Source organism: Micromonospora cathayae (assembly GCF_028993575.1).
GTDB classification, from domain to species: domain Bacteria; phylum Actinomycetota; class Actinomycetes; order Mycobacteriales; family Micromonosporaceae; genus Micromonospora; species Micromonospora cathayae.
The window spans coordinates 2,727,596-2,753,274 of record NZ_CP118615.1 but is presented as its reverse complement, the minus strand read 5'-3'; the positions used below and the strand labels follow the sequence as shown (position 1 = coordinate 2,753,274).

39 protein-coding genes and 1 pseudogene are annotated in these 25,679 nt (G+C 71.2%); 35 read left to right on the top strand and 5 right to left on the bottom strand.

The features are described from left to right. Nucleotides 1-2 precede the first annotated feature (2 nt). From PVK37_RS12700 to PVK37_RS12605, 20 genes are all read left to right on the top strand, one after another. Nucleotides 3-1,262, top strand: coding sequence for a phage portal protein family protein (locus PVK37_RS12700; protein WP_275034108.1), 1,260 nt, complete (start codon nt 3-5; stop codon nt 1,260-1,262). A gap of 80 nt (nt 1,263-1,342) precedes the next feature. Continuing rightward, nucleotides 1,343-2,626, top strand: coding sequence for a head maturation protease, ClpP-related (locus tag PVK37_RS12695; RefSeq protein ID WP_275034106.1), 1,284 nt, complete (start codon nt 1,343-1,345; stop codon nt 2,624-2,626). Between the two features lie 3 nt (nt 2,627-2,629). Then, nucleotides 2,630-3,013 carry a capsid cement protein gene (locus PVK37_RS12690; RefSeq protein WP_275034104.1) on the top strand — a complete coding sequence of 128 codons (384 nt, stop codon included), beginning with the start codon at nt 2,630-2,632 and terminating at the stop codon, nt 3,011-3,013. A gap of 22 nt (nt 3,014-3,035) precedes the next feature. Beyond that, nucleotides 3,036-3,962, top strand: a complete 927-nt coding sequence (locus tag PVK37_RS12685) for a phage major capsid protein (RefSeq protein WP_275034103.1) — start codon at nt 3,036-3,038, stop codon at nt 3,960-3,962. Continuing rightward, a complete protein-coding gene (locus PVK37_RS12680; RefSeq protein ID WP_275034101.1) occupies nt 3,962-4,243 on the top strand; it encodes a hypothetical protein in 282 nt (93 codons plus the stop codon). The genes PVK37_RS12685 and PVK37_RS12680 overlap by 1 nt, the downstream gene beginning before the upstream one ends. A 3-nt stretch (nt 4,244-4,246) precedes the next feature. Continuing rightward, on the top strand, nt 4,247-4,600 hold the full coding sequence (locus PVK37_RS12675) for a hypothetical protein (protein WP_275034100.1): 354 nt from the start codon (nt 4,247-4,249) through the stop codon (nt 4,598-4,600). After that, a complete protein-coding gene (locus PVK37_RS12670) occupies nt 4,597-4,929 on the top strand; it encodes a phage head completion protein (protein WP_275034099.1) in 333 nt (110 codons plus the stop codon). The genes PVK37_RS12675 and PVK37_RS12670 overlap by 4 nt, the downstream gene beginning before the upstream one ends. A 1-nt stretch (nt 4,930) precedes the next feature. Beyond that, entirely contained in the window at nt 4,931-5,326 is a 396-nt protein-coding gene (locus PVK37_RS12665; protein WP_275034097.1) for a hypothetical protein, read from the top strand. Then, nucleotides 5,323-5,532 (top strand): hypothetical protein, encoded by a 210-nt coding sequence (locus PVK37_RS12660; protein WP_275034096.1) that lies wholly within the window; start codon nt 5,323-5,325, stop codon nt 5,530-5,532. The genes PVK37_RS12665 and PVK37_RS12660 overlap by 4 nt, the downstream gene beginning before the upstream one ends. 3 nt (nt 5,533-5,535) lie before the next feature. After that, the gene (locus PVK37_RS12655; protein ID WP_275034094.1) at nt 5,536-6,135 is read left to right on the top strand and encodes a phage tail tube protein; all 600 of its coding nucleotides are present in this window, start codon (nt 5,536-5,538) and stop codon (nt 6,133-6,135) included. 1 nt (nt 6,136) lies between these two features. Continuing rightward, nucleotides 6,137-6,631, top strand: a complete 495-nt coding sequence (locus PVK37_RS12650) for a hypothetical protein (RefSeq protein ID WP_275034093.1) — start codon at nt 6,137-6,139, stop codon at nt 6,629-6,631. A 38-nt stretch (nt 6,632-6,669) separates the two neighbouring features. Then, nucleotides 6,670-6,852: a hypothetical protein gene (locus tag PVK37_RS12645; protein WP_275034091.1), complete on the top strand. Its 183-nt coding sequence runs from the start codon at nt 6,670-6,672 to the stop codon at nt 6,850-6,852. 12 nt (nt 6,853-6,864) lie between these two features. Further along, nucleotides 6,865-7,203 (top strand): HK97-gp10 family putative phage morphogenesis protein, encoded by a 339-nt coding sequence (locus tag PVK37_RS12640; protein WP_275034089.1) that lies wholly within the window; start codon nt 6,865-6,867, stop codon nt 7,201-7,203. Then, nucleotides 7,200-10,301 carry a phage tail tape measure protein gene (locus PVK37_RS12635; protein ID WP_275034087.1) on the top strand — a complete coding sequence of 1,034 codons (3,102 nt, stop codon included), beginning with the start codon at nt 7,200-7,202 and terminating at the stop codon, nt 10,299-10,301. The genes PVK37_RS12640 and PVK37_RS12635 overlap by 4 nt, the downstream gene beginning before the upstream one ends. Next, entirely contained in the window at nt 10,298-11,527 is a 1,230-nt protein-coding gene (locus PVK37_RS12630) for a hypothetical protein (protein ID WP_275034086.1), read from the top strand. The genes PVK37_RS12635 and PVK37_RS12630 overlap by 4 nt, the downstream gene beginning before the upstream one ends. Nucleotides 11,528-11,545: 18 nt before the next feature. Further along, complete coding sequence (locus PVK37_RS12625) at nt 11,546-12,058, top strand: hypothetical protein (RefSeq protein WP_275034084.1); 513 nt, start codon at nt 11,546-11,548, stop codon at nt 12,056-12,058. 79 nt (nt 12,059-12,137) lie between these two features. After that, nucleotides 12,138-13,067, top strand: coding sequence for a hypothetical protein (locus tag PVK37_RS12620; protein WP_275034082.1), 930 nt, complete (start codon nt 12,138-12,140; stop codon nt 13,065-13,067). Beyond that, the gene (locus PVK37_RS12615) at nt 13,064-14,047 is read left to right on the top strand and encodes a hypothetical protein (RefSeq protein WP_275034081.1); all 984 of its coding nucleotides are present in this window, start codon (nt 13,064-13,066) and stop codon (nt 14,045-14,047) included. The genes PVK37_RS12620 and PVK37_RS12615 overlap by 4 nt, the downstream gene beginning before the upstream one ends. A 274-nt stretch (nt 14,048-14,321) precedes the next feature. After that, on the top strand, nt 14,322-14,597 hold the full coding sequence (locus PVK37_RS12610) for a hypothetical protein (RefSeq protein ID WP_275034080.1): 276 nt from the start codon (nt 14,322-14,324) through the stop codon (nt 14,595-14,597). A 216-nt stretch (nt 14,598-14,813) separates the two neighbouring features. Beyond that, nucleotides 14,814-15,176, top strand: a complete 363-nt coding sequence (locus PVK37_RS12605; protein WP_275034078.1) for a hypothetical protein — start codon at nt 14,814-14,816, stop codon at nt 15,174-15,176. 319 nt (nt 15,177-15,495) lie between these two features. Here the strand turns inward: PVK37_RS12605 and PVK37_RS12600 are convergent, their stop codons facing one another. The 4 genes from PVK37_RS12600 to PVK37_RS12585 form a co-directional block, all read right to left on the bottom strand. Beyond that, nucleotides 15,496-15,921 carry a Pycsar system effector family protein gene (locus tag PVK37_RS12600; RefSeq protein ID WP_275034077.1) on the bottom strand — a complete coding sequence of 142 codons (426 nt, stop codon included), beginning with the start codon at nt 15,919-15,921 and terminating at the stop codon, nt 15,496-15,498. A 1-nt stretch (nt 15,922) separates the two neighbouring features. Next, nucleotides 15,923-16,123 (bottom strand): hypothetical protein, encoded by a 201-nt coding sequence (locus tag PVK37_RS12595; protein WP_275034075.1) that lies wholly within the window; start codon nt 16,121-16,123, stop codon nt 15,923-15,925. Nucleotides 16,124-16,249: 126 nt separating this feature from the next. Continuing rightward, nucleotides 16,250-16,762 (bottom strand): GIY-YIG nuclease family protein, encoded by a 513-nt coding sequence (locus PVK37_RS12590; RefSeq protein ID WP_275034074.1) that lies wholly within the window; start codon nt 16,760-16,762, stop codon nt 16,250-16,252. Further along, a complete protein-coding gene (locus tag PVK37_RS12585) occupies nt 16,759-17,031 on the bottom strand; it encodes a hypothetical protein (RefSeq protein WP_275034073.1) in 273 nt (90 codons plus the stop codon). The genes PVK37_RS12590 and PVK37_RS12585 overlap by 4 nt, the downstream gene beginning before the upstream one ends. A gap of 162 nt (nt 17,032-17,193) precedes the next feature. On the opposite strand from PVK37_RS12585, the gene PVK37_RS12580 reads away from it, so the two are divergent. The 15 genes from PVK37_RS12580 to PVK37_RS12510 all read left to right on the top strand — a co-directional run bounded on the left by PVK37_RS12580 (nt 17,194) and on the right by PVK37_RS12510 (nt 25,104). Continuing rightward, nucleotides 17,194-17,547, top strand: coding sequence for a hypothetical protein (locus tag PVK37_RS12580; protein WP_275034072.1), 354 nt, complete (start codon nt 17,194-17,196; stop codon nt 17,545-17,547). 84 nt (nt 17,548-17,631) lie between these two features. Beyond that, nucleotides 17,632-17,814, top strand: a complete 183-nt coding sequence (locus tag PVK37_RS12575; RefSeq protein WP_275034070.1) for a hypothetical protein — start codon at nt 17,632-17,634, stop codon at nt 17,812-17,814. A gap of 41 nt (nt 17,815-17,855) precedes the next feature. Further along, a complete protein-coding gene (locus tag PVK37_RS12570; RefSeq protein ID WP_275034069.1) occupies nt 17,856-18,071 on the top strand; it encodes a hypothetical protein in 216 nt (71 codons plus the stop codon). 89 nt (nt 18,072-18,160) lie between these two features. Continuing rightward, on the top strand, nt 18,161-18,358 hold the full coding sequence (locus PVK37_RS12565; protein ID WP_275034066.1) for a hypothetical protein: 198 nt from the start codon (nt 18,161-18,163) through the stop codon (nt 18,356-18,358). 78 nt (nt 18,359-18,436) lie between these two features. Next, on the top strand, nt 18,437-18,604 hold the full coding sequence (locus PVK37_RS12560) for a hypothetical protein (protein WP_275034065.1): 168 nt from the start codon (nt 18,437-18,439) through the stop codon (nt 18,602-18,604). Then, the gene (locus tag PVK37_RS12555; RefSeq protein ID WP_275034063.1) at nt 18,601-18,804 is read left to right on the top strand and encodes a hypothetical protein; all 204 of its coding nucleotides are present in this window, start codon (nt 18,601-18,603) and stop codon (nt 18,802-18,804) included. Before PVK37_RS12560 ends, PVK37_RS12555 begins: the two co-directional genes overlap by 4 nt. Next, nucleotides 18,801-19,034: a hypothetical protein gene (locus PVK37_RS12550; protein ID WP_275034061.1), complete on the top strand. Its 234-nt coding sequence runs from the start codon at nt 18,801-18,803 to the stop codon at nt 19,032-19,034. The genes PVK37_RS12555 and PVK37_RS12550 overlap by 4 nt, the downstream gene beginning before the upstream one ends. Further along, the gene (locus tag PVK37_RS12545) at nt 19,031-19,294 is read left to right on the top strand and encodes a hypothetical protein (protein WP_275034060.1); all 264 of its coding nucleotides are present in this window, start codon (nt 19,031-19,033) and stop codon (nt 19,292-19,294) included. Before PVK37_RS12550 ends, PVK37_RS12545 begins: the two co-directional genes overlap by 4 nt. Continuing rightward, complete coding sequence (locus PVK37_RS12540) at nt 19,291-20,253, top strand: hypothetical protein (RefSeq protein WP_275034059.1); 963 nt, start codon at nt 19,291-19,293, stop codon at nt 20,251-20,253. The genes PVK37_RS12545 and PVK37_RS12540 overlap by 4 nt, the downstream gene beginning before the upstream one ends. A gap of 550 nt (nt 20,254-20,803) precedes the next feature. Then, entirely contained in the window at nt 20,804-21,436 is a 633-nt protein-coding gene (locus tag PVK37_RS12535; protein WP_275034056.1) for a hypothetical protein, read from the top strand. Then, nucleotides 21,333-22,367, top strand: coding sequence for an FtsK/SpoIIIE domain-containing protein (locus PVK37_RS12530; protein ID WP_275034054.1), 1,035 nt, complete (start codon nt 21,333-21,335; stop codon nt 22,365-22,367). The genes PVK37_RS12535 and PVK37_RS12530 overlap by 104 nt, the downstream gene beginning before the upstream one ends. 144 nt (nt 22,368-22,511) lie before the next feature. Continuing rightward, nucleotides 22,512-22,754, top strand: a complete 243-nt coding sequence (locus PVK37_RS12525; RefSeq protein WP_275034053.1) for a hypothetical protein — start codon at nt 22,512-22,514, stop codon at nt 22,752-22,754. 138 nt (nt 22,755-22,892) lie between these two features. Further along, nucleotides 22,893-23,306, top strand: coding sequence for a GntR family transcriptional regulator (locus PVK37_RS12520; protein ID WP_275034052.1), 414 nt, complete (start codon nt 22,893-22,895; stop codon nt 23,304-23,306). A gap of 273 nt (nt 23,307-23,579) precedes the next feature. Further along, nucleotides 23,580-24,668 carry a hypothetical protein gene (locus PVK37_RS12515; RefSeq protein ID WP_275034051.1) on the top strand — a complete coding sequence of 363 codons (1,089 nt, stop codon included), beginning with the start codon at nt 23,580-23,582 and terminating at the stop codon, nt 24,666-24,668. Between the two features lie 109 nt (nt 24,669-24,777). Continuing rightward, nucleotides 24,778-25,104, top strand: coding sequence for a hypothetical protein (locus PVK37_RS12510; RefSeq protein WP_275034048.1), 327 nt, complete (start codon nt 24,778-24,780; stop codon nt 25,102-25,104). 187 nt (nt 25,105-25,291) lie between these two features. Here the strand turns inward: PVK37_RS12510 and orn are convergent. Next, nucleotides 25,292-25,649: pseudogene (orn, locus tag PVK37_RS12505) on the bottom strand (oligoribonuclease). Nucleotides 25,650-25,679 lie beyond the last annotated feature (30 nt).

The window sequence follows — 25,679 nt, the reverse complement described above, 5'->3', positions numbered from 1 at the left end:
ACATGACCGCACCGGTGAACGAAATCGGGTACGCCCACACCGGCCAGAGCTGGTGGTCGGTCGACGAGGAGCCGACTCCGGAGCTGCGCTGGCCGGAGTCGGTGGCCGTGTACGACGCGATGCGCACCCAGGATTCTCAGGTCGGGTCGGTGTTGCGGGCGGTCACCTACCCGCTGCGGCGGACGCCCTGGCGGATCGCTCCGGCGGGGGCGTCCGCCGAGGTCACCGAGTTCATCGCGGACAATCTGGGGCTGCCGATCGCAGGTCAGGACCCGAAGCCGCTGTCGCGGACCCGGGACCGGTTCTCGTGGCCGGAGCATCTGCGGCTGGCGCTGCTGATGCTGCCGTTCGGGCACATGTTCTTCGAGCAGGTGTACCGCATCGACGGCGAGGGCCGGGCCCGGCTGCGGAAGCTGGCGCCGCGCATGCCACGCACGATCGAGAAGGTCGACGTGGCCTCGGACGGCGGTCTGATCTCGATCACCCAGTACAGCGCGAAGACAGGCGACCGGGCACGGTCCATCCCGGTGGACCGGCTGGTGGCGTACGTGCTGGAGCAGGAGGGCGGCAACTGGCTGGGCCGGTCGGTACTGCGGGGCTGCTACAAGAACTGGCTCATCAAGGACAGATTGCTCAGGGTCCAGGCGCAGACCATCGAACGCAACGGCATGGGCGTGCCGTTGTATACCGGGGCCGAGAACGAGACGGACCTGAGCAAGGGCGCGCAGATGGCGCAAGCGTGGCGGGCTGGTCAGACGGCCGGCTCAGCTGTCCCCTACGGCGCGAAGATGGAGCTTGTTGGGGTGACCGGGTCGCTGCCGGACGCCGATAAGCCGATCCGCTACCACGACGAGCAGATCGCCCGGGCGGTCCTCGCGCACTTCCTCAACCTCGGCACCCAGACGGGCAGCTGGGCGTTGGGGACGACGTTCGCGGACTTCTTCACGCTGAGCCTGCAGACCTTGGCGGAGCAGATTGCCGATGTGGCCACGCAGCACATCGTGGAGGACCTGGTCGACGTGAACTTCGGCGAGTCGGAGCCGGCACCGCGGGTGACGTTCGACGAGATCGGTTCCCGGCAGGCGGCGACCGCTGAGGCGCTGCGGATCCTCACCGAGGCCGGGATCATCCTGCCCGACCGGTCGTTGGAGGGCCACGTCCGGCAGACCTACGGGCTGCCGCCGAAGGACCCGCGCCCGGCCCGTGTCGCCTCTCCAGACGCTGTCGAGGGGGGTGATCCGGGTGGGGGGCAAGCCCAGTAAGGGGACGTCCAAGGACCGTCGGCTGAGTGAGAACAAGCCGGCCAAGTCGACGTCGAAGCCGAAGAAGAAGTGAGGCCGTGATGTCCGAGCATGTGCTGCCGGAGCTGCCGCCGCACCTGGAGCGGCTGCGGTCGCGGCCGACAGCGAAGACGGGCGACTGGTACCGCATCGAAGCCAAGGCCACCCGGTCGGCGGTGGTGTCCATCTACGACGAGATCGGCTGGACAGGCACCACGGCGAAGGACTTCGCCGCTGAGCTGCGTGCCCTGGACGTCGACGAGATCACGTTGCGGCTGAACTCGCCCGGCGGGGACGCGTGGGACGGCATCGCCATCTACAACGCCCTGCGGGACCACCAGGCCACGGTGCATGTGGTCGTGGACGGTCTCGCGGCATCAGCGGCGTCGTTCATCGCGCAGGCCGGCGGCCGGATCACCATGAACCGCGGCGCGCAGATGATGATCCACGACGCGGCGGGTCTGGCAATCGGTAACGCCCGCGACATGCGGGACATGGCCGAGGTCCTCGACCGGGTGTCGGACTCCATCGCCGGTATCTACGCCGACCGGTCCGGACGCCCCGCCGGCCAGTTCCGGGAGGCGATGGCCCGCGACACCTGGTACACCGCCGCCGAGGCGGTTGAGGCCGGTCTCGCCGACGAGGTCGCCGACCCGGACGGGCCGACCGCCGCCACGAACTCCTCACAGCCGAAGGTCACGGCTGCTGAGGCTGCCCGCCGCATCCACGCGGCGGCACTGAAGGTCACCCCCACCGTTCAGGTGGGGAACGAACACGAGAAGGGAGCCGGCCGCATGGATCCGGCGAAGATCCGAGAGGCGCTGGGGCTGGCTCCCGGTGCTTCCGATGACGAGGTCAGGGCCACTCTCGGTGCGTCCGGTCTCGTCGGCAACAGCACCTCGCCCACCGGTCCGGCTCCGGCGCCCACGCCGCAGCCGACCCCTACCCCGTCGCCGGGCTCCCCGACGCCGGCACCGGACGCTCCCGCCCCGCAGCCCACGCCCCGCCCGTCGGCGGCCGGTGGGCAGATGGTCATCGACCAGGCGGCGTGGGACGCCCAGCAGGACACGATCCGCCGGCTGGAGGCCGCCGAAGCGCGCCGTCGCCGCGAGGAGCGTGACCAGGTCATCAACCAGGCGGTGCAGGACGGGAAGTTCCCGCCGGCCCGCAAGCAGCACTACGAGCGGGTGTGGGACGCCGACCCGGAGGGCGCCCGCGAGCTGATCGCCGGTCTGGCGAAGAACGTCGTGCCGGTCGCGGCGCTCGGCTACGCCGGCGACGGCACCGACGCTGACTTCGACCTGGAGTTCGCCGGGCTGTTCCCGCCGAACCGGAAGGGGGCCTGAGCCATGGCCGACTACACCCCGGTCTACGCAGGCGGCGCGCAGCCGATGACGAAGACCGCGAGCACCAGCATCACCGGCGGCACGCTCGTCGAGGCCACCACCGCCAGTGCCGTCGGCACCGCCGGTGCTGCGTCCACGAAGGTCGTCGGGGTGGCAGCCCACGACGCGGCCAGTGGCGCGCGGGTCACCGTGTGGCCGCTGAACAACGTCGAACACGAGATCACCTCCACCGGCACGATCGCCGTCGGCGACGGCATCGCCTCCGGTGCGTCCGGTGTCGCGGCGACCGCCGCGGTCGCCACCGCCGCCGCTGCCGGCACCCTGATCGGTCGCGCCACCACTGGCGCGACCGGCGGTGCCAAGGTCCGATTCGTCGGCGGCAGCTGACCACCCCGAAGGGAGATAACAAGTGCCTGGCACCTACCCGGCAGCCGCGCCGACCCTTTCGGGCGACTCGCTGACCATCTCGCGTTTCCTCCAGAACCCCGCGCTCGTCCAGAGGCGGCTGCGCGACTACCGCGACCTGCGGTTCGTCTCCGACCAGCTGCTCACTCAGCGGTTCCGATCGCAGGGCGGCGCGGTGCTGTACGAGCAGTCGGAGCCGTTCATCACCGACCGCACCGTCGAGGCCGTCGGCGCCGGCTCGGTGTACCCGTACGCCAACCTGGCCACCGGCACCGCGGCGGTCGCGGCGATCTCGAAGTGGGGCCAGAAGGTCCTGCTCACCGACGAGGAGATCGCCCGCAACGCCTACCCCGGCTCGGCAATCGACCGGGCGATGCGCAAGGTCGTCAACTCGATCATCAAGCAGGTCGACGCCATCTCCATGTCGGCGATCCAGTCGGCCGCCGCGGACACCGCGACCGCCGGCTCGTGGGACAACGCGACCGCCGCGAACCGCAAGCCGCTGGAGGACATCCTCCTGGCCGTGCAGCGCATCGAGGACCGCAACCAGGGCTACCGCCCGGACACCCTGGTCGTCAGCCCGAAGGCGTACACGTACCTGATGCTCTCCGACGCGATCGCGCAGCTGCGCCAGCGGGAAAGCACCGACAACCCGGTCTACACCGGGGAGATCGAAACGGTCGCCGGCCTGACGGTCATCAAGACCCCGTCGCTGACGACCGCCGCCCTGGTGCTGGACTCGCAGCAGCTCGGCGGCATGGCCGACGAGACCGACGGATCGCCTGGCTACGCCGTGTCGGACCTGGCGGTCCAGGTCAAGGCGATCCGCAAGGACGACCAGGACGCGTGGGACCTGCAGGGCCGCCGCAAGACGGTGCCGATCGTGCAGGAGTCCGGAGCGGTCGAGGAGATCACCGGGGTGGTGTCCTGATGAAGACGCACAAGGTGACCGCGCCCTACATCACCCTGCGGGTCAACGACGGGCTGGGCCAGGAGGTGCTGCGCGGCTTCCACCAGGGCGCGACCGTCCCCGAGGGTGTCAACCAGGAGGACCTGGATCGGCACGTCCGCAAGGGCATGGTGGCCGAGGAGGGCAGCCGCGAGGCGAACCTGCTCGCCGTTCCCGCCGGCACCCCCGTCCAGGAGCCCGCTGACGAGGGCCGGCGGACCCGCCGGACGTCGCAGCGGACGGGCGACGAGCCCAAGGGCTGAACCGTGGCGGACCTGTTCACCCCGGCCGACCTGGAGAAGTATCTGCGGCAGGGGGCGCTCGACGCCGAATCCGTGGAGGTGGCTCGCCGGGTCGCGTCGGGGTGGCTCAGGTCCGCCACGCAGCTCTCCGACTGGCCCGACCCCATCCCCGACGACCTGTTCGGTTGGGGGCTCGAACTCGCGGCGATCGCCTACAACAACCCGGAGGGGCTGGCCAGCGACGCCGTGGGTGCCACCAGTTCCACCTGGGAGCGGGGGCGGCGTGCCGAGATCCTGCAAGCCGCCCGAGAGGCGTACCCGACGGCGACGAAGGGGCCACTGTTCTCCTTCCCCGAGTGGGACTGGAGCTGGCGGTGAGACTGCGTGACCAGGTGACCCGGGTCCGGGCTCCGCTGGTCGACGGCCCCTACGGCAACCAGCAGCGGGACTGGGACAACGCCACCGCGCAGCCCTACCCGGCCGAGGTGCAGCCCGTGTCCAGCACCGAGGACGTCGTCAACCAGCAGCAGACCGTCACTCGGTGGCGGATGTTCCTCGGCGCGGACGCCGACCTCGAGGCAACCGACCGGTTCGAGTGGGACGGCGGCACCTACGAGGTCGACGGGGACGTGGAGCGGTGGAAGCGGCGCGGGGTGCTCCACCACCTGGAGGCGGTACTGATGCGCGTCGACCTGGCGGAGGGATGACGTGGCGTACCCGCTGCTACCGGACGTCGACCAGGCGCTCGTCGACTACCTGAAGACCCGCCCGGCGTTGGTGCCGCTGCACGGCGGACGGGTCGGCACGAAACTCCAGTCCACGGCCACGGCGGTGCGGATCACCAACCTGGGTGGCGGTCAGCCGTGGCCGTGGGAGGCCGAACCGGAGTACCAGGTCGAGTGGTGGGGCGGCACCGACGTGCAGGCCTCCGACCTATCCCGGGCCGGCGAGGCGGCCCTGTGGGCGATCCTCGGCCCGATCACCGGCGGCCGGATCACCGGTGTGTCCCTGCCGCTGTCGCGGCTGTGGTCACCCGACGACACCAGCGGCCGGCCTCGCTTCATCACCCAAGTGCAGCTACGAGTCAACCCGGAGGAATCGTGAGCGACCGTGTGGTCACCACCGACATCCCCCTCGGCGACCCGGGTCGCGGCGTGTTCGCGTACCGGGTCGGCGACAAGGTGCCGGAGGCAGACGTCAAGGCCAACGGGTGGGAGGACTACGTCGCGTCCCCCACGTCGCAGGCAGGGAAGCAGGCCGCCGCCGAGGCGTCCGGGGAGCAGGCGCCCAGCGCCGGAAAGAGGGGCTGACCGGTGGCGACGCCGACCATCCAGCCGGGCCAGATCAAGACCGGCCCCGGCCTGATCATCTACAAGTACGGTCTGACCACCATGCCGACGGTCACCGCCGCCGCCAGCAAGGTGGTGTTCGACTACGCCACCGACGGCTGGATCCAGGTCGGTGCGACCGAGGCGGGCCTGACCTACACCGAGTCGACGTCCACGGAGGCGATCCGGGTCGCGGAGTCGGCGTACCCGGTGCGGACGGTGACGACGGAGAAGGGCGGCACGATCGCCTTCACCATGTCGCACATCTCCGACGTGAACTGGAAGCTCGCCATGAACGGCGGCACCATCACTGTCACCGGCAGCGGCGCGACCAAGCTCAGCACGTACGTGCCGCCGCTGGTCGGCGCGGAGGTGCGGGTCGCGCTCGGGTTCATCTCGCTGGACGGCGACGAGGCCATCGTCTGGCCGCAGGTCTTCAACGGCGGCAGCGTGGAGACGGCCCGCAGCGAGCTGGCCACCAAGGCGGGCCTGCCGGTGGAGTTCGCCGTGGAGCTGCCCGACCCGACGATCCTGGCCACCCCGTACAAGCGGTGGACGGCCGGGGCGCTGGCGCAGGGGACCTGACGTGGCGCACATCGGCACGTTCGCCGCGGCCCGCCGCGAGGTCAACCCGGTGGCGGAGAAAGACACCTTCGACTTCTGCGGCGAAGCGTTCACGGTCGAGGACACGATCCCGTCCATGCTCATGATCCAGCTCGGCGCGTCCGCGACCGGGAAGATCGAGGAGCAGGAAGGGCTCGGTGCGATGTGGGAGGCGATGCGGGTCAGCCTCACCGTGCCGGCCCGCACCGAACTGGTCGACGGGCAGGAAGCCACGGTCCCGGAGGACGGCAGCCAGTTCGACCGGTTCTACCGGCTGGCCGTCGCCCACCGGGTCGACCTGGAGGACCTGATGGCGGTGGCCATGGCGCTGTTCCAGGCGCAGGCCGGCCGCCCTACCGAGCAGCGGCCCACCTCGCCGGATGGGTCGCTGAGCACTTCGACCAGTTCGAACACCTCGCCCTCACCACACCCGGCCTTGCAGGGCTTGACCCCGGTCGCCCAGGTCTTGGCTGGCTGAACCGGGTCACACCGCGGCTGCTGCTCAACCTCGTCTACGTGCACCTGCTCAACCGGTGCGAGCACGGGGAGACGTGCACCCAGCGGGCGTGTGGTGAGGACTGCGGCTACCGGCGGTACGAGCAGTGGCTGGCGGCCCCACCCACCGAGTGGGACGCCCGCCGCGACGCGCTCGTCGAGCAGCGCCGGCAGGCGTTGTGGCGTGGGGACATACCTGGATAGAGGGGGTGGGGCGTGGTGGAGGTCGACAACAAGCCGCTGCGCCCCCAGGTCCTCGCCGCCCTGTCTCAGGTGCCGGAGGTGGCGCGGGAGGTCCGGACGGTCGCCAACGCGATCCGCCGCGACGCCCGTCGCCTGGCCAGGAAGCAGACCGGCACGCTGCGCCGCAACATTCAGGTCGAGCGGGTCTACGACCCCGACACCGGGTTCGTGAAGTTCCTGGTGGGGTGGGGGCCGGCCGCCTGGTACGGGTGGATGGTCGAGACCGGCACCGAGGACACCCCGCCGGCACCGCACCTGGTGCCGGCGGCCATCAAGAACGGGGCGGTCGCCCCGGAGGGCGGTGACCGGTGACCGTCCTGCGTACCGCCTACGTGGCGGTCATGCCGAAGCTCGACAACTTCGGCAGCGAGTTGTCCAAGCGCATCCAGCGCATCGACGCGAAGGCCGCCGCCGGCCGTGTCGGCACCCGCATCGGTGGGACGATCCGCGAGCAGATCACCACCGGCCTGGCGGCGGCCGGGATCGGCGCGGGCATCGGGGCGGCGCTCGCCGCCGGTGTCGCCGGGGCCCTGAACGTGGGTGCCGCCAACGACAAGCTGCGGGCCCAGCTGAACCTGACGAAGGACGAGTCGGCGCGGCTGGGGAAGGTCGCCGGGCAGCTGTACGCGGCGAACTACGGCGAGAGCATGGGTGACGTCACCGGTGCGATCGCCAAGGTCGTGCAGGCGGTGCCGTCGCTGCGTAACGCCAGCCTGCCCGTGCTGAAGGAGATCAGCGCCGGGGCGTTGGACATCGCCCGCGTGTTCGACCAGGACGTCGGTGGTGTCACGGCCGCTGTGTCCACCATGATCAAGTCTGGTCTGGCACCGAACGCCCAAGCCGCCCTGGACATCCTGACGAAGGGTTTCCAGTCCGGCGCAGACAAGGGCGGCGACCTGCTCGACACCTTCACCGAGTACAGCGTCCAGTTCACCAAGGTCGGCCTGGACGGGCCGCGGGCCCTGGGCCTCATCAACCAGCTGCTCGCCGGCGGTGCCCGCAACGCCGACGTCGCCGCCGACGCGGTCAAGGAGTTTAGCCTCCGCGCGATCGACGGGTCGAAGACCAGCGCCGAGGGCTACAAGCTGCTCGGGCTCAACGCCAAGGACATGACCCGCACGATCGCCGAGGGCGGCCCGGCCGCGCGGGCCGCGTTCGGTGAGGTCGTCGAGCGGCTCAACGCCATGCAGGACCCTGTGAAGCGCAACGCCGCCGGGGTGGCCCTGTTCGGCACCAAGTTCGAAGACCTGGGCGACTCGTTCCGCCGGCTCGACGTGTCGTCGCTGACCGACGGCCTCGGCCAGGTCGCCGGGGCCACGAAGGGCATCGCCGCCCAGTCCGACCAGGACCGGCTCAACAGCTTCGTCCGTACCGTGCAGCAGGGCTTCGTCGGCGTGATCGGTGGCGAGGTGCTGCCGGCCGTGAAGACCTTCGCCGCCGAGAACCGGGACAAGCTGACTGCCAGCCTCGATGCCGCAAAGGAAGCCGGCCGGCAGGTGCTGCCCGCGCTGAAGGACTTCGCCGGGTTCCTGACCGGCACCGCGATCCCGGCGGTCGCTGACGCCGGCCGTACCGTCGGTGACCTGGTCGGCTGGTTTCGGGAGCACGACACCACCACGAAGATCCTGGTGGGCACCCTCGCCGGCGTGGTGATCGGCGTGAAGGCGTACCAGGCCGCGGTGGTGGTCGCGGGTGCGGCGACCACCGTCTGGTCGGTGGCCACCAAGGCCGCAGCCGGCGCGCAGGCCGCCTACAACGCCGTGCTGGCGCTGGGCAACTCGACCCTGGCGGTGTGGCTGGGCGTGAAGGCCCTCGAGTTCGCGGCGTGGGTGCGGTCCACGGCCGCCGTGGTGGCGAACACCGCCGCGACGGTTGCGTCGAACGTCGCGATGGGTGCCGTCCGGGTGGCGACGCTGGCCTGGACCGGCGTGCAGTGGCTACTCAACGCCGCCTTGTCGGCGAACCCGATCAGCCTGGTCGTCATCGCGATCGCCGCCCTGGTCGCCGCGGTCGTGCTCGCCTACCAGAAGAACGAGACGTTCCGGAAGATCGTCCAGGCGGTGTGGTCGGGGATCCAGTCCGCGATCGGCTGGGTGGTGGCCTGGTGGACGGGTACGGCCTGGCCCGCCATCAAGAAGGGCATCGACTTCCTGATCTCCGGGTTCCAGTTCTACCTGTCGGTGGTCAAGGCCGTCTGGTCGGGGATCTTCTCGGCGATCTCCACCGCCTGGGGTTGGATCCGCGACCAGGTGTTCGCGCCGATCCGCACCTACATCACCCAGACCCTGCCCACGGCGTTCCGCAAAGGTGTCGACGCGGTGAAGACCGCCTGGAACAACCTGAAGGAGGCCGCCGCCGCACCGGTGCGTTTCATGGTCAACACCGTGATCAACAAGGGCGTCATCGGCGGCATCAACTGGGTCGCGTCGAAGGTCGGCGTGAAGGACCGCATCGGCGAGATCAAGCTCGGCTTCGCCACCGGTGGCCGGCTGCCCGGCCCGCCCAGCGACATCGACAACATGGTCGCGTCCAGCCCGTTCGGCCCGGTCGCCCTCGCCGGCGGCGAGTTCGTCGTCAATGCCCGCCAGACCGCCCGGAACCTGCCGCTGTTGGAAGCCATCAACTCCGGGCGGGCGTTCGCGGACGGTGGCCTGCTCGGCCTGGTCCGCAACCCGGCCGGCTGGCTCGCCGACCGCATCGGCCTCAACCGGATCACCGAGAAGTTCGGCAGCAACCCGCTGACGAAGACCCTCATCGGTGCCGGCAGCCGCCTCAAGGACATGGCCGTGGGCCGGTTGAAGGCGCTGGTGTCGGAGCTGTTCGGCGGCGGCGGGTCGACCGGCGCGGGTGGCCTGCGGTCCGGTATCGCCGGGGTGCTCGCTGCGACCCGGGCCGCGTTCGGGCAGGTGCCGCTGATCTCTGGCGTGCGGCCCGGCGCAACGACGCTGAGCGGTAAGCGCAGCTACCACGCCGACGGGCGGGCCATTGACCTCGCGCCGGTGCGCGCCTGGGCGGAGTTCATCCGATCCGGGTTCGGCCCCCGCCTGCGGGAGCTGATCACCCCGTGGCAGGACCTGAACCTGCTCAACGGCCGACCGCACACCTACCGCGGTGCGGTCTGGAACCAGCACAACTTCAGCGGGGGCAACGCGCACATCCACGCCGCTCTCGCCGGCGGCGGCCTGGTCCCGGTCCGCTCGTACGACTCCGGCGGCTACCTGGCACCTGGGCTGACCCTGGCGCACAACGGCACCGGCCGCCCGGAGCCGGTCGGCCATGACCTGGGACGCACCTACCACATCACCGTGCAGGTGCCGCCGACCGCGCATCCGGCCGAGGTAGGCCGCCAGGTCGTCGAGTCCATCCGGGCGTACGAGCGGTCCAACGGGGCGAGGTGGAGGCAGCCGTGACCGTCCTGGTCGACGTCGGCCTGACGGCCGGGGCCGCCGACACCTCCGGCTACTGGCACATCGGTGACCCCGTCCGGGGCCGGATCGGCACGGCGACGCTGGCCCCGGACGGTCTGATGCTGGACTGTTCTGGCCGGCTGATGGCCCTGAGTGTCCAGCGCACCTCCACCCGCCGCGCCGGGCCGCTGGTCGAGCACAACGCCGGCACGGCCACGATCACCCTGCTCAACAATGATGGGCTGCTCGACCCGGCTGTCCTCGGCCAGCCGGCACCCGGGGCGGAGATCCGGATCCGGAAGCGGCACGGCGACATCACCTACCCGGTGTTCCGGGGGTATGTGAAGTCCTGGCTGCCTGAGCACCGGCACCCGGACCATGCGGTGGTCGTGGTCACCGCCACCGACGGCATGGAGTTGCTTGCCAACACCGACCGGGTCGCGGTCGCCGCGGTCGGTGAGGGCGAAACGACGGGGGCGCGGATCGGCCGGATTCTCGACTCGGTGGGCTGGCCGGCCACCGACCGGTCCATCATGACCGGCGACTCCACCGTCCAGGCCACCACCCTCGAGGGAAGCGCCCTCCAGGAGATCCAGCGGGTCGTCACCGCCGAGGCAGGCCAGTTCTTCGTCGACCAGCAGGGCAACGCCGTGTTCACGTCCCGCCGGCTGGTGCTGCAGACCGACCTCGGTGCCACCTTCGGCAGCAACCGGGCCGGCGGGGAGATCCCGTACGTCGGCCGACCCGGGATGTCGTACGACCGTGAGCAGCTCGTCAACCGGGTCCGCGCCACCCGCGCTGGTGGTGTCGAGCAGGTGGTGTCGGATCCGACGTCGGTGGCCCGCTACCGGGAGTCCACGCACACCGAAACGGACCTGCTGCTGCAGACCGACGCGGACGTGCAGTCCTGGGCGCGGCACATCGTCTACATCGACAAGGAACCCGAGTTCCGGTTCACCAGCCTCACCCTGGATGCCCGGGTGGATCCGACCCTGATCTACCCGCTGGTCCTGGGCATGCAGTTCGGCAGCCGCATCACCGTGGTGCGGCGCCCGCCGGGCGGGATCGTCGACTCCCGCGAGGTCATCGTCCGGTCCGTGGAGCACGAATGGTCCCCGCCGGACCGGTGGATCACCACATGGGGCCTCCAGGCCGCCGACCGGTTCGCGTTCTGGACGATCGGCCACCCAACCCGGGGACGGATCGGCAGCAACGGCATCGCATTCTGATCAGGAAGGGGGCTGGCTGTGCCTGCTCCGGTTTTCGCCACCGGCGACGTCCCGTCGGCCGACCAGGTCAACAAGTGGTTCGTGAACGTGACGTTCGCCCGCAAGACGGCAACCGAGTCCGTGTCGGGGTCAACGGCCCTCCAGGACGACGACCACCTGTTCGTCACGGTCGACGCCAGCACGGTGTATGAGCTCACCGCCGTGCTGCGATACGACGGGGACGCCGCCGGTGACCTTCAGATCGGCTGGACGGTACCGGCCGGCGCGACGCTCGACTACTGGGGGTCGGGCCTGACCGTGACGGGCGCCAACTACAGCGACGACCAGAACGGCGCGTTCGACCTGACCACCAGCGTGGTGGCGTTCGGGGCGATCGGCGTCGGCACGACCTGCACCGTCCGGCTGGGCGGGCTGCTGGTCACGGCGGGCACGGCGGGCACGGTGCGGCTGCGGTGGGCGCAGCGGACGGCGTTCGCCACCGCCACGCGCCTGTTCACCAACTCCTTCGTCTCGCTGCGGCGAGTCGGATAGCTGCCCTGACCAGCAGCCCCAACAGCACCCGGCCGTGGCGTCCGCCGCGGCCGTTTCCATCTCGACGAGGGAGGTCCGCGTGACGGCACGCGGCGACGCGTGGAAGCAGCGCGCGGTAACTGCCATCAGCCGGTTCCGGGCGATCGACAACGGGACTGCCGGTGCGTACGGGTACGCGTCGATGGCGGAGGCATGTGGCCGGGTCTACGGCTGGACGCACACCTGGACGAAGACCTACCTGAACACGGTCTACAACCTGCAGAACCCGGACGGCGGGTGGGGTTTGGGCAGGGAGTACGACGCTTTCGCCGACGGCAGCGTCAACGACCCGGACACCACGTACACGGTCACCTTGTCCGACCACGTCGGCATGCCGCTGCTGACCGGATTCCAGGCCGGCGCGGTGCCGAGGGACCGGGTGCAGGGCATCGTCAACCAGCTGATGGCGATGCCGCGCATCCCGGTCGAGCGCGGCGCATGCGTGGCCTACTCGACCAGGCCGGCCGACTGCCAGCCCGGCTACGAGGTCCACAACGTCAGCGCCGGTGCCGGCTACTTCCTCCACCGGGCGGCCTCGCTCGGATTCGGAGCGACCGGGATGCACAGGCTGATCACGGACATCACCATCCACCAGGTCGACGCCTACCGGACCGCCGACGTCTGGTGGCCGTACATCGGGTCGGGTGACCTTCAGGACCCCGACCACCAGTCGTACTCCGCGCAGAGCATGTACCCGATCGCCTACTGGGTGGGCAGGGAGTGCGTCTACAAGATCCTGACCACGGCATGGCCGGACGATCCGCTGTCCCCGCTGGCGCACATGAGGCTCGTCTCCACCCCCGGCGGGGTCGGGTCGTGGTCGCGGACGGCCGGCTCCCCGGTGACGCTCTGGGGTGAGCTGGGCGACCGGTGGCTTACCGAGGCCGACACGTTCATCGCGACGCAGAGCAGCGCGTCCCGGCTGGCCCAGGCGGCGGTGTTCTGCGCGCGGAACGCGGGCGTCGCATGACCAGCGCACCGGAGACCCTGCTCGCTGCACGCCGACTGCTCCTGGAGCACCTCGACATTCAGCCCGGCCGGACGGTGCACACCGACCTCGATCCGGCCGAGGTGGGGATCGTGGGTGACCCGGCCCACGTGGGCGGCTACCACTGCGGCGCCGACCGGGTCCGCCGGGTCGACGGCCGGATCCGCGACTACTCGGTGACCGAGTCCGACCGGGACCGGTCCGGGCTGGCCGACTGGGCGTGCGCCCTGGACATCGGCGAGTTCCGGGTCACCGTCGGCGGCCGCACGTACGACCTGCCGCACCTGTCCGCATGGATCGTCGGCCAGTGCCGGGCCGGCGCGCCCGACGCCCGGGACATCCGGGAGGTCATCTGGTCGCCGGACGGGCGGTCCGTGCAGCGCTGGGACCGGCTCGGCCGGCGCGACACCGGCGACAGCTCGCACCGCTGGCACACGCACATCTCCTACCACCGCGACGCGATCCGGGCCGGCCGCGACCAGACCGCCCTGTTCCGGCGCTACCTGACGAGCATCGGCCTGCTGGCCGGAGAGGAGGGCGGCCCGTTGTCCGCACTGACCGACAAGGAGCAGCGGGAGCTGCTGACCCTGGCACGCAGCATCAAGCACCTGGTGAACGTCGCCGGCTACCGGGTGGAAGCCCTGGTCAGCGCCAGGCCCACCTACGACAACCAGATGGGCGACAAGAAGGCCCCGAACCGGCTGGCCCAGCAGATCGGCGCACTGGGGCAGGCGATCGCGCTGGAGTCGGCCAGCCCGACGGAGGTGCGGGCGCTGCTCGCCGAGCTGCCCGCGCCGCCGGCCCCGCCGTCCGCCGCCGACATCGCCGGCGAGGTGCTCGCCGGCCTGGGTGGGCGGTCGCCGGCCGACGTCGCCCAGGCCCTCGTCGCCGCCGGCCAGGACCCGGGCCGGCTCGCCACAGAGCTGACCAGGCTCGCCGGCCAGGGCCAGGCACGTGGGTGAGCCCAGAGCGATTCGGCCAGCTGTTCCGGGACTACGCCTGCATCCTGGCTGGTCTGGCGATCGGCATTCACCAGGCATTCATCCTGCCGCCGGGCAAGGCCAGCGACCCGCTGCTGGTCTTCGCCGCCACGCTGCTGACTGGACCCATGATCGCCGGAGGTCTCAGCCTCCGCCGCGACGGGTCGCCTGGGGCAGGATCTGGCTCTCCGTCTCCGCCCTCGCCCTCTTCGCCCTCATCGTCGCCGCCGGCGTCAGCCGGGGTGGGTGACCCGCTATGAGCGGTCGAGGCTGGCGGGTCCTGGTCCTGGTCTTGGTGGCCACGTCGTTGGGGCTGACGCTGGCGCTGGTCACCGCGAACCGGTCGGCGCGGCTGGCATCAGAGGCCGCCACCGAGGCGCAGGAGGCGCGGGAGACGTCGGAGCAGCAGCTCTGCCTGCTCGTCATCGGGTTCGACGAGGCGTACCGCGAGGCCCCACCGCAGACGCCCGCCGGGCGCCGGGTCGCTGACACGGTGGCCGCGTTGCGTCGCATCTACGGCTGTCCGTCGTAGCTATCTCTGCGGCTGGCAGCAGTCCGGGTCGTGGCTGACCTGCCCGCACTCGTCGCGCCGGCACCTCCACTGCCGACCCATCCGCCCACACTGCGGGCACGCACCCCACCCGGGCATCACGTCGGTGTGCCCGGCCGGGCACGGCTCGGGGATCTCGGCGACACCGCCGCCCCGCACCGACCTCATCCTCACCACGACCTCACCCTAGGAGCACTCATGGAGAAGTACGGCAAGGCCATCGCTGCCGTGGTCGGCGCGATCCTCGTCGCCTCGTACGCCGCGCTCGGCGGCGACAACCACATCGACGCCGAGGAGACGGTGCAGATCGCCATCGCCGCGGCGACCGCCATCGGCGTCTACCTGGTGCCGCTGGCACCGCAGTACCGGTGGGCGAAGACCGCCATCGCGGTCGTGCTGGCCGTCCTCCAGGCGCTCACCACCACGGTGCTGGGCGGGCTGGATGCCGGGGAGTGGATCGTCCTCGTGCTGGCCGCTCTGACGGCGGCGGGGGTGACGTTCGCCCCGGCGGTGTCCGGCAACGGGATCGCCAGCAAGAACCCGGTCGCACCGGCCCGGTAAGATCGTCGGCGCGGTGCTCCCGGTGACGTCCCAGGCAGCGCCGACCAAACGACCCAGCGCCCCACCTCTGGCCTCGCGGCCGGGGTGGGGCGCTGTGCTGTGTCCGGGCCCGGACGTCGGTGGCCTGCCGACCGGGCCGCCCCACCGCCCGCGGGTGTGGCCGGCGGCCCGGAGGGTGACCGCGCCGACCCGGTGAGCGTGCCGGTCGGGTGCCGGAGACGCAACCGCCGCCGCTGTCTCTGTGGACAACGGCGGCGGCTGTGGATAACTCGCGGGCGAGAGCGGGCGGTGTGGTAGGAGCCGGGGAAAGCGCGTTCCGTCAGACCAGGATGGCGGTGACGATCGCGGCCAGCAGGGCGGAAGCGAGGAACACCATCCCGAGCTGGATGCGCCTGTACTTGGTGCGGGCCCCGCGTGCCTGCCCGCGCAGCTCGGTGTCCCGGTGGGTGTCGTCGGCGACCAGGTCGGGCAGGGTGCCGGGCTCTGAGTCGGCCCACTCCATGAACCCGTACCGGCCGGCCAGCCTCGGCCGGACGGCGTCGCCCAGGGCAACCACCCCGGCGACGAGCAGCACGACGGCGGTCCAGCCGGTGGCGGCGGCAGGGCCGGTGAGTCGGCCGGTGCCGACGACGGCCAGCCCGGCGGTCAGGCCGGCGGAGGCGAGTCCGAGCAGGCCGAACGCCTTGCCGTCGACCCTGCCCAGCTCGGTCCGGATGTGGGTGAGGGCCTGGTCCATGCGGTCCATCTCAGATCTCCTCGAGGGTCCAGAGCGCGGTGTTGGCGAGGGTCTCCCACTGGGCGTCGATCTCGGCCTGCCGGATCTCGTGGGCGCGGCAGGGGAGGCACAGCTCGGCGGTGGCGCCGCAGGGGTAGGTGATGAGGTGGGCTCCGGGCTTGCCGCAGGCCTCGCAGTCGACGCCGGTGATGGTGGTGATCGTGGCCTGCATGTCCGCCTCCTCGTTGCTGTTCCCTTGCCCCCACCACTGTAGTGGGTACCACTACGAATGACAACCCTCCCACTACAACGCAACGCCCCCACGGCAGTAGCGGTGGGGGCGTTGCGAGAGTTCCGGTCAGGCGACCTTGCTGCTCCGGGGTCCAAGACGCCGATTGAGCGTGGCCCGGCTGACGCTGGCACGCTCGCAGAGCAGCATGTCAGGCACGCCAGCCGCACGGGCCGCCTTGATCGCCTCCCACAGCTTTCGGTCGGCCTCATCGGCCTGCTCGCTGGCCTCTACGGCAGCCTGGAGTTGTTCCTCCTGGTGCAACGTTAGGACCGTAGGCGGGCGACCCCAGGGGCGGTTCGGGTCCTTGATGAACGTCGGCCGCCCGTTGATGTCGGCCGTGACCACGTTGTGCAGCGGCCTCTCATCCCTGACTGCGATCAGTTCGACCTTCTCTGCCTCTGGGCGTGTGTCGAACCAAACGAGCCTCGTCCGGCTGTGGTCAACCTCGGGCCACCACGGCTTGTCGTCAGAATGGGCCGCGAAGCGAGACTGCGGGTTGACCGTGATGCCGATGTAGAGCAGTCGCCCGGCACGGTCGAAGAAGCGGTATAGGCATGTGGGGATGTCGATGGCGCTCATTCGGCAACCTCCGACTTCCCGCCCTTCCCGCCGGCCGAACGACCCTCCAGGATCTGCTGGATGCGGTTGCGGTGAAGGCCGAGTTCGCGGCCGATGTCGGCGTAGCTCAGGTTCTGGGCCTTCATCTCCACCACGGCGGCCTGCCGGATCTTTCGCAGGCGTTCCTGCCAGGCAGGGATGGCCGCGAGGCGCTGACCTGCCTGTCTGGCCCGTTCGGCAGGGTCAGAGATCTGCTCGATGTCGTCGATGTCGGCCAACGGATTCTCCACCTCGTGATCGTAAGGGCTCCCCTTGCAAACGCGAGTGTAGTGGGTACCTTGACACGCTGACAAGGTACCCACTACATTGGTGTTTGCCCCACAAACGGAACAGCCCCCGACCAGCGATTACGGCGCTGGCCGAGGGCCTAGATCAGGAAGTGAGTCCTGACCATGTCCACCATCATCGCGCACGCCCCCACTTCCGCGCCGTCCGTGTCCCCGCCCGAGTTCCCGTCGACCTGCCCGCCGTGGTGCACGGACTGCTGGAAGGGCGGCTCCCAGTACGTCCCCGACCCGGGTGTGACCTTCCACCACGGCGACGTGCGGACGATCGTCTGCACGAACGGGCCAGAGAAGCGCGAGGTCGAGATCTCGTTGGAGCGCCTGGACGCCGAGGGAGAGACCGGGTCGACGCAGGTCTACGTGCGCTCGGAGGCCGGCGCGTTCAGCATGTCGCTGGCACAGGCCGAGCTGCTGGCGGCGGAGCTGTTCTCACTGGTGCTGCGCGGTCGTCAGTCCGCCTGACCGCACACCGCGGGGCATCCGCCCATCACCGGGTGCCCACGCGGGACCGGCCAGACCACTGGACGGCTGACGAGAGGAGCCCTGATGGACCCGGAGATCGCACGGATGGTTATCAACCGCCAGGCCGACCAGCGCGACGCCGACGCGCTCGAGCGGAAGGCCAACCGGACCGAGGAGAAGGCCACCGGGCTGGGCCTGATGACCGACGACCTCCGTGCCGAGATCGCCGGCCAGCGCGCGCAGGCCGCCAAGCTGCGCGGCCGGTAGCAGTCGCATTCCCCAGACGGCACGACCGAGAGGAGGCCCTGGTGGGCCAGTTCAGCAGGCTTCGGAAGGGCAACCTGGACCTGACCATCGGCCGAATGGTCCTCGACAACGAGGCCAAGCAGGATCAGGCCGCCGCGCTCGAGCGCGAGGCCACCCGGATCGAGCGGCAGGCCAGCGCCTTCAATCCGTTGGACGACGCCGACCGCGCCGAGATCGCCGACCTGCGCGCGCGGGCCGCGAAGCTGCGCGGCCGGTAGCGCTGACCGCACACCGCGGGGCATCCGGCCATCACCGGGTGCCCACGCGGGACCGGCCAGACCACTGGACGGCAGACGAGGAGTCCGACATGGCGAAGCACACGATCAAGATCACCAACGACTTCGGCGGGTCGATCACCCTGCGCGGCGTGGACGACGCCGGCCGGTACGCGCTGGAGCAGGGCCAGTTCCGGTCGACCGGCTCGGTGGTGGTGCACGACAACCGGGGCCGGCACGACATCGCCTGCTCGCGGATCTACGACGTCCGAGTCACCGAGGAGCGCTGACCACTGATCGGGTGGCCCCGGCGAGGCGACTGCAACGCCCGCCGGGGCCCTTACTCGGGACCCCTTGGAGGAATTCCCATGTCCATCATGAGGCTCGTCGACCGCTGGGTGAAGGGCACGGTCCTCGTGGCCGCCGCTCTCGCCGCGGTCGCCTTCCACCACAACCACGTCACCCAGCCGTGCGCGGCCACCCAGGTCGGTGCCGGCGGCATGTGCGTCACCGTCCAGCACGGCGGTGCGGCGTGAACAGCTACCGCGCCGACATCTACGCCGGCAACCGCCTGGTCACCGTCCGGCACTTCCAGGCCGCCGACCTGTCCCGGGCCAGCGCCACCGCCCTGTCCACCGTCCGGGCGGGCGGCCACACCCACGCCGACATCTACGAGGGCGGGCCCGGACACGCCACGCACGTCGACACCGTCATCAACAACGGCGGCGGCCGATGATCCGCCTCCTGCGCCGGCTCGTCCGCCGCACCGACCCGGTGCCGGCCGCCGCCGACGCCATCACCCGCAGCCGCAGCATCCTCGCCGACGTCGACCAGCACCTGGTGAACGCCGCCGACTGGCTCCTGCCGCCGCTCACCGACATCAGCGCGGGGCAGTCCGCCGAGATCGACCGTATCCGCACCGCCATCGGTGCAGCCCGCACCGCCCTCGAGGAGGCCACCCGATGAACCGCACCCGCATCATCGCCCACCTGGCCGGATCCGCCGGCTTCACCGGCATCTGGGTCGGGGCGGTCGCCATCGCCCCCGGACCGGCGGACTGGCGGCTCCTCGCCGCCGGCGCGATCCCGCCGGCCGTGGCCGTCGCGTCCCTGCTCCTTCAGTGGGCCGCCGACCAGCACCACGACCGCGAGGCCGTTGTGGTGTCGGCGCGCCGGCCGTCCCCGTACCCGCGCGAGGTGACCGAGCGGCTGGAGGTAGCCCGATGATCGCACGCAGCAAGGCCCTCAACCTGGCCCAAGCGGGCGTCCTGTGGGGTCTTCCGATCGCGCTGACGGCGCTCGCCGTCATCTGGACGCTCGTGGCCGTCGGTGGGCTGCTCGACACGCAGGCCCCGACGTGGGTGGCCTACAGCGCGGGTGCCCTGTTCGACCTGGTGTGGGTGTCGGCGATGCTGCACGAGCGGGCACACCGCCGGTCCGCGTCTGCCTCCCGCACCCCGGCCATCCTGGGCTGGCTGCTGCTGGCCGTGTCGGTCGCCGCGGTGCTCGCCCATGGCCTGCTCGCCACCACCGTGATCATCGCCGTCATCGGGGCGGTGATCCCCGTGCTCGGCAAGGTGACGTTGCAGATGGCGATGTCAACCGCGGCGGTGCGGATCACCGACGACGCACAGCGGAAAGTCGACATGGTGCGGTCCCGTGGCCGGGACGCCATCGCCGTGGCGCGCGCCATCGACGAGGTGAAGGCGGCCGGCGAGGCGGTCGGAGCCGAGCACACGGCCCGGGACTACCGCAGTCGGGTGCGGGCGCACGCCCGGGTGAACGACGCGCGCCGGGCGTACGAGTCGGCGCTGCGGGACCGTGCCGACGACAGCATCACCGTGCCGGGTGACGAGCTGCCGAGCTTCGGGTTGATCTCCGACGACGACATTCGGGCACTGCTCGACTCGATGAACGTGCCGGCCGTAACCGCAGGTGGCACGCCTGACGGCACGGATACGGCTGGGTTTGGCACGCCCGACGACAAGGCGCTGCAGCTGCTCGCCGTCGAGGTGTACGCCGCCGCTGAGGTCGACGAGTCCCCGCCGAGCCTGCGGGAGTTCCGCCGGCGGATGCGGGAGGCGCTGACCGAGCGCCGGTGGAAGGCGTCCACCGCGCTGGTCGACCAGCTGTACCGCCACGAGAAGGCACTGCGGACGGCTGACGGCCGCCCCCACCACCAGTAGTCCCCGGCGGGCCGCGACCGCCCCCACCGCGGTCGCGGCCCGCCGACGAGCAAGGAGCCCAGCAGTATGACCGACCAGATGCAGCGCCCGCAGGTGCCCCACCAGCGCGACGACGACCACGAGGCGTACACCGTCACCGCTGAGCAGGTCGGAGGGCCCGTCGACCCGCCGGAGCGGCCGGTCACGTTCGCCGACGTCGTGGCTCGTACCGACGCCCGCAGACCGATCGTGCCGGCCGTGCTCCGCAACCCGGAAGGTCGACGGGCGCTGGCCGGATGGGCGGCCGGATACGGCGGCCACACCGCCCTCTACCACCTCACCCGCAGCCCGAAGTACGCCGCGAAGGTTGCGGTCTACGCACCTCGGGGCGCGTGGCGGGCCGGCGTGTCCGTGGTGTGGTGGGCCGTGGGTGGCCGGGAGAACCACCACCTGCGCCAGGAGGCGGCCAACCGCAACGACCCGAGCACCTGGCAGAGCCTCGACCACACCCGCGCCAGGTCGTCCGCCGCCCGCTGGTGGGCCGTGGGCACCGCAACCGGCGGCACCGCTGGTGGTTGCCGGCATCGAACTGGCCATCGACGTGCCATCGGCCGGCTGGTGGGCGGCCGTGACCGGTCTCGTCCTGATCGCTGCCCGCCACGGTCGGCCCGCCGACAAGCCGATCCTCGACCGCACCTCAACCCGGGCCGCGTTCACGAAGCTCACCGGCGAGCAGGTCCGGGCCGCCGTCGTCGCCCTCGGCATCGGCGTCAAGGACCCGGGGCAGATCAAGTTCCCGCCGCCAGGCATCCACAAGGACGGGCCGGGCTGGCTGGCCCGCTTCGACCTGCCCGGCGCGATCGTGGCCACGTCCCTGCTGGAGAAACGCGACAACCTGGCCGCCGCGCTACGGCTGCCCGTCGACCAGGTGTGGCCCGAGGTTGGCCCCGACCACCCGGGACAGGTGGACCTGTGGGTCGGCTACCAGCCGTCGTCGAAGATGGGCCAGCCCCGCTGGGCGCTCGCCGCCGACAACGCCCGGACCAGCGTGTTCGAACCACAGCCGCTCCACCGACGCCCGGCAGCGGCCCATCTCCACCGTGTTGTTCGAGCGGAACTTCCTCATCGGTGGCCAGCCCGGCTCCGGGAAGAGCTACGCCGCGCGCACGCTCCTCACGATTGCCATGCTCGACCCGACCGTTGAGCTGAAGGTCGCCGAGTTCAAGGGTGTCGGGGACTTCCTCGATGTCGCCCCGCTGTGCTCCACGTACGTGGTCGGCGTCGACGACGAGGCATTCGAGACGGGCAGCAGCATCATTGCGTGGGCGCTGGCCGAATGCGAGCGCCGCGGCAAGCGGATCCTCGACGCCAAGAAGCGCGGCGAAGCCCCGCGCGGCAAGGTCACCCCGGAGCTGGCGGCGAAGCCCGGATCCGGGCTGCACCCGGTGTTCATCCTGCTCGACGAGGTACACGAGCTGTTCGCCGCCGAGCCGGACGCCGCTGCGGCGTGCGAGCGTGCCATCAAGCGGGGGCGTGCGCTGGGCATCATCTTCTGCCTGGCCACGCAGATCCCCGACAAGGACAGCCTGCCGCCGAACATCACCCGCTGCATCACCACCAGGTGGTGCCTGTCGGTTCTCGGTCAGGTCGAGAACGACATGATCCTCGGCACCGGCGCGTACAAGCGGGGCTTCACCGGAACCGTCTACCGGCCCGGTGTGGACGCCGGCTGGGGTGTCATGGTCGGCGTGGACAAGCCGGGCAGCGCCCGGTCGTTCTTCCCGACGCCGGAGGTCACTGCCGCGATCGTCCGCCGCGCCGGACAGCTGCGCGGCAAGACGGTCGTCGGGGAGGACGTGGAGCGGGTGCAGGCCAGGGACATGCTCGCCGACGCCCGCGCCGTCCTCCAGCCCGGAGAGTCGGGGCTGCCGTGGGCGGTGCTCGCTGAGCGGCTCGCCGCGCAGTGGCCGGAGATGTACGCCGAGATCACGGCCGACATGGTCCGGGAGTCCCTGGCCCGCTACGGCGTCGACTCGCAGGACGTCAAGCCGAAGGGCTCCCGCAGCAACGTGAAGGGTGCCCGCCGGACCGCCCTGGACGCCGCCCAGCGGCGCCGCGAGATCGAGGCCGAGTAGGTCGCGCTGGCTGGTCGCGGCCCGCACCTTGGTCGCGGTTCCGCGACCAGGCCCGCGACCGGCCCTCACCAGCGCAAACGCCCATTGGTCGCGTGGTCGCGGCACCCCCGCCGACGGCCCGAAACCCGCCCCAGGAGGCACCCTGTGAGAGGCATCCTCACCGCGACCGGCGTCGTCCTGGTCGCCGCTCTGCTCTACGCCGGTTCCTGCGTCGTCTGGCCGTTCGGCGACTGCTGGGTGTGCTCCGGCACCGGCCACCACCGGTCGGCCAGCGCACGCCGGCTGTCCCGCCCGTGCCGCTGGTGCAAGGCCGCCGGCAAGCGGCTCAGGCTCGGCCGACGCGCCTGGAACCGGGCCCGCCGACTCCACCGCGACATCACCCGCTGACCCCGCAACGCAGACCGCCCCCGGCCGTCATGGTCCGGGGGCGGTGTGTGTCCGACATCGTTAACCCAGCTCAGTTGGGATATCCGGATATCCGGCGTCACCCGAACGGGTTATCCGGACATGCCTCCGTACCGTCCGGTGAGTGATCAACCGGGCGAGCCCGACCCCGCGTACCGGCAGCTCGCCGCCATCTTGCGCGAGCAGATCACCTCCGGCGCGATCCCTCCAGGAGGGATGCTGCCGTTCGAGAAGCGCCTGGCCCAGGAGTACGGCGTGGGCCGGCAGACCGTCCGCCAGGCCCTGGACGTACTGCGCACAGAAGGGCTGGTTGTCTCCGAGCGCGGCTACGGTACGCGCGTGGTGGAGCAGCAGCACCGGCAGATCATCCGGGTACCGCGCAGCGCCCGGATCCGGCTACGGATGCCGACCGACGCGGAGCGGGTGGAGTTGGGTATCGAGCCGGGGGCGATCGTGCCGGTGGCGGTGATCCACGTCGGAGCGCAGACGCGAGGACCGTTCCGCGGCGACACCTGCGACTTCACGACCGCCTGATCCATCCTGGACTGTCCGGTCTGCCGCACTGATCGGATGGCGCATGGGCCCCACGTCGGGGCGTAGCCGCTGGCCGACGGGCCGTGAAGCGCATACCAGCATGGATGCTGACGGACCGGGTAATCGACGCAACTCGCTTCGACTGATGCAAGTTGCATTCAAGAAGTTGCCGTGAGGAAAGTGACCGCGTGCGTTTGCTTGATCGCCAAGTCGTACTAGTGTGCTGAGTCTGATCCACGGGACACCACGGCCGACCTGGGGGAGGTGCTGGCCATGTCCATGATCGTCCGTGCGTGGCTGCGCCGCGCTGTCCTCGCCGCCGCCCTCACCGGCGGGGCCCTCCTCGGTCTGGCTGCCCTCGACAGCCCGGCGCACGCCGACGACCGGCCTGTGCCTGCCGTGGTGGAGCACGTCGCCGAGGTGGTCGACCGGGTGCTGCCCGCGCCAGCCCGCGACCGGCCAGCACCGGACCGCCCCGACGAGCCGTGCGACGAGCCGCCCGCGCAGGAGCCGGAGCAGCCGCGGCGTGACGAGCAGCCCGCTGAGCCTGACCCGGAGCCGGAGCAGCCCGCCAACCCCGACCCGGCACCCGCGCCGGCCGAGCCGCGCGACGACCAGGCCGACGAGCCCCACGACGAGCAGCCACCGGCCGAGCAGCCCACCACCCCGGAGCCGGCACGCCCGGCGCCCGCCGACCCGCCGGTGCCCGCACCCATCCTCGACGTGCCGCCCGTCGACCTGCCGCCGATCGTCATCGACGTGCCCCCGGTCGCCGTCCCGCCCATCGTCATCGACGTCCCCCCGGTGGCGGTCCCGCCGGTCGTCATCGACCCGCCCGCGATCACCCTGCCGCCCATCACCCTGCCCGACCTGGTCGCCCCGGCACCGGCCGTCCCGACCCCGGATGCCGCCCCTGCACCGTGGCCCACGCCGACCCCCGCGACCGGTCAACCCACCGGGCCGGCCACGCCACAGCCGCCGCCGATCGTCGGCCCGACCGAGGCCAACACCACCCCAGCCCCCGCAATCGACGCCGGCGACCCCACCGAGCGGGCCGACGACGACGACCGCCGGCTGTGCGACAAGCCACCGGCCCGGACCGAACACCGGACCGCCCGCAGCTCGGCGCCCACCCCGAGCGCCAAGCGGCGACCCGGCTGCCCTGACCCCACCCACGGCCAGTGGACCAACGCCCAGCAGCCCCCCGCCCTCAAGCCGCCGAGCAGCGACGCCGAGACGCTCCTCGCGTCCGTGCTGGCCCACGGTGACGGCGACCGGGCGCTCGACCGCATCGCGGTCGCCCTGGCCCGCAGCGACCTCACGGCCCGGCCCATCGGTGGACTGGATCCACGCCCCGCCTGATCCGACCGGCGTCCGCCCCCTCGCGCGGACAAGCGCCGGCACCCACCCGGGCATCCGGCAGGAGCACCCCCGTCGCTGCTCCATCCCTCCGAGCGCCGAAGGACAGTTCGTGTACGACACGCTCAACCGTCCCAGCACTACCGCTCAGCAGCAGACCCGGCGGGGCCCTCGCCGGATCACGAAGATCATGTGCACGCTCGCCACCATCAAGAGCGCCTACGTCGTCGTCCTGCTGCTCTCGGGGGGCAGCATCGGGCTCAGCCGACTGGAGCTGATCCACGTCTTCTGCGCCGCGATCCTCGGCTTCCCGGCCCTGTACCTGCTCGCACAGGACATGCTCGCTGCCCCCAGCTCCCAGGAGCGCGCCAAGGTGTTCCGTCTCGGGCTGCGCATCGGCAGGTTCTGCCGGGTCGGACCGGCGTATTGCCGGTCCTGACCTGCCTGCTCTACTCGCTGATGGGATTTGAACCCACGACACCCGACCACAACCCGGTGCTCTGCCAACACAGCCACCATGCGCGTCTCGCCCGGATCATCGACCCGGGCGGGCGTGCCGACCAATGATAGCCACACCCCTGCCGTCCGCGTCGAGCGGGTTCCCCGGTCGACGCGGGCGGCGGCGGCTACAACTCGGCGGCGATCGCCTTGGCGGTCTCCACGTCCGGGCCGGCAGCGGGACGAAGAGGGTACGCCGGTAGTGGGACGTCGGCCAGCGCCCGGTGGGCGAGCCCCTTGGTCGGCTGGCCGAAGTAGACCCGGGGGTACCAGCGCCGGCACAGCTCCTTGATCGAGGAGACGTCGATCATCCGGTAGTGCAGGTGGCCGTCGAGGCGGGGCATGTCCCGGGCGAGGAAGCCCCGGTCGGTGGCGATCGAGTTGCCGCACAGCGGGGCGGTACGCGGATCCTTGACGTACGTGGTGACGTAGTCGAGCACCAGGTCCTCGGCGTCGGCCATCCCGCGCGAGGTCCAACCCGGTCATCTCACAATCGATCCAGACGAGAAGATCAGC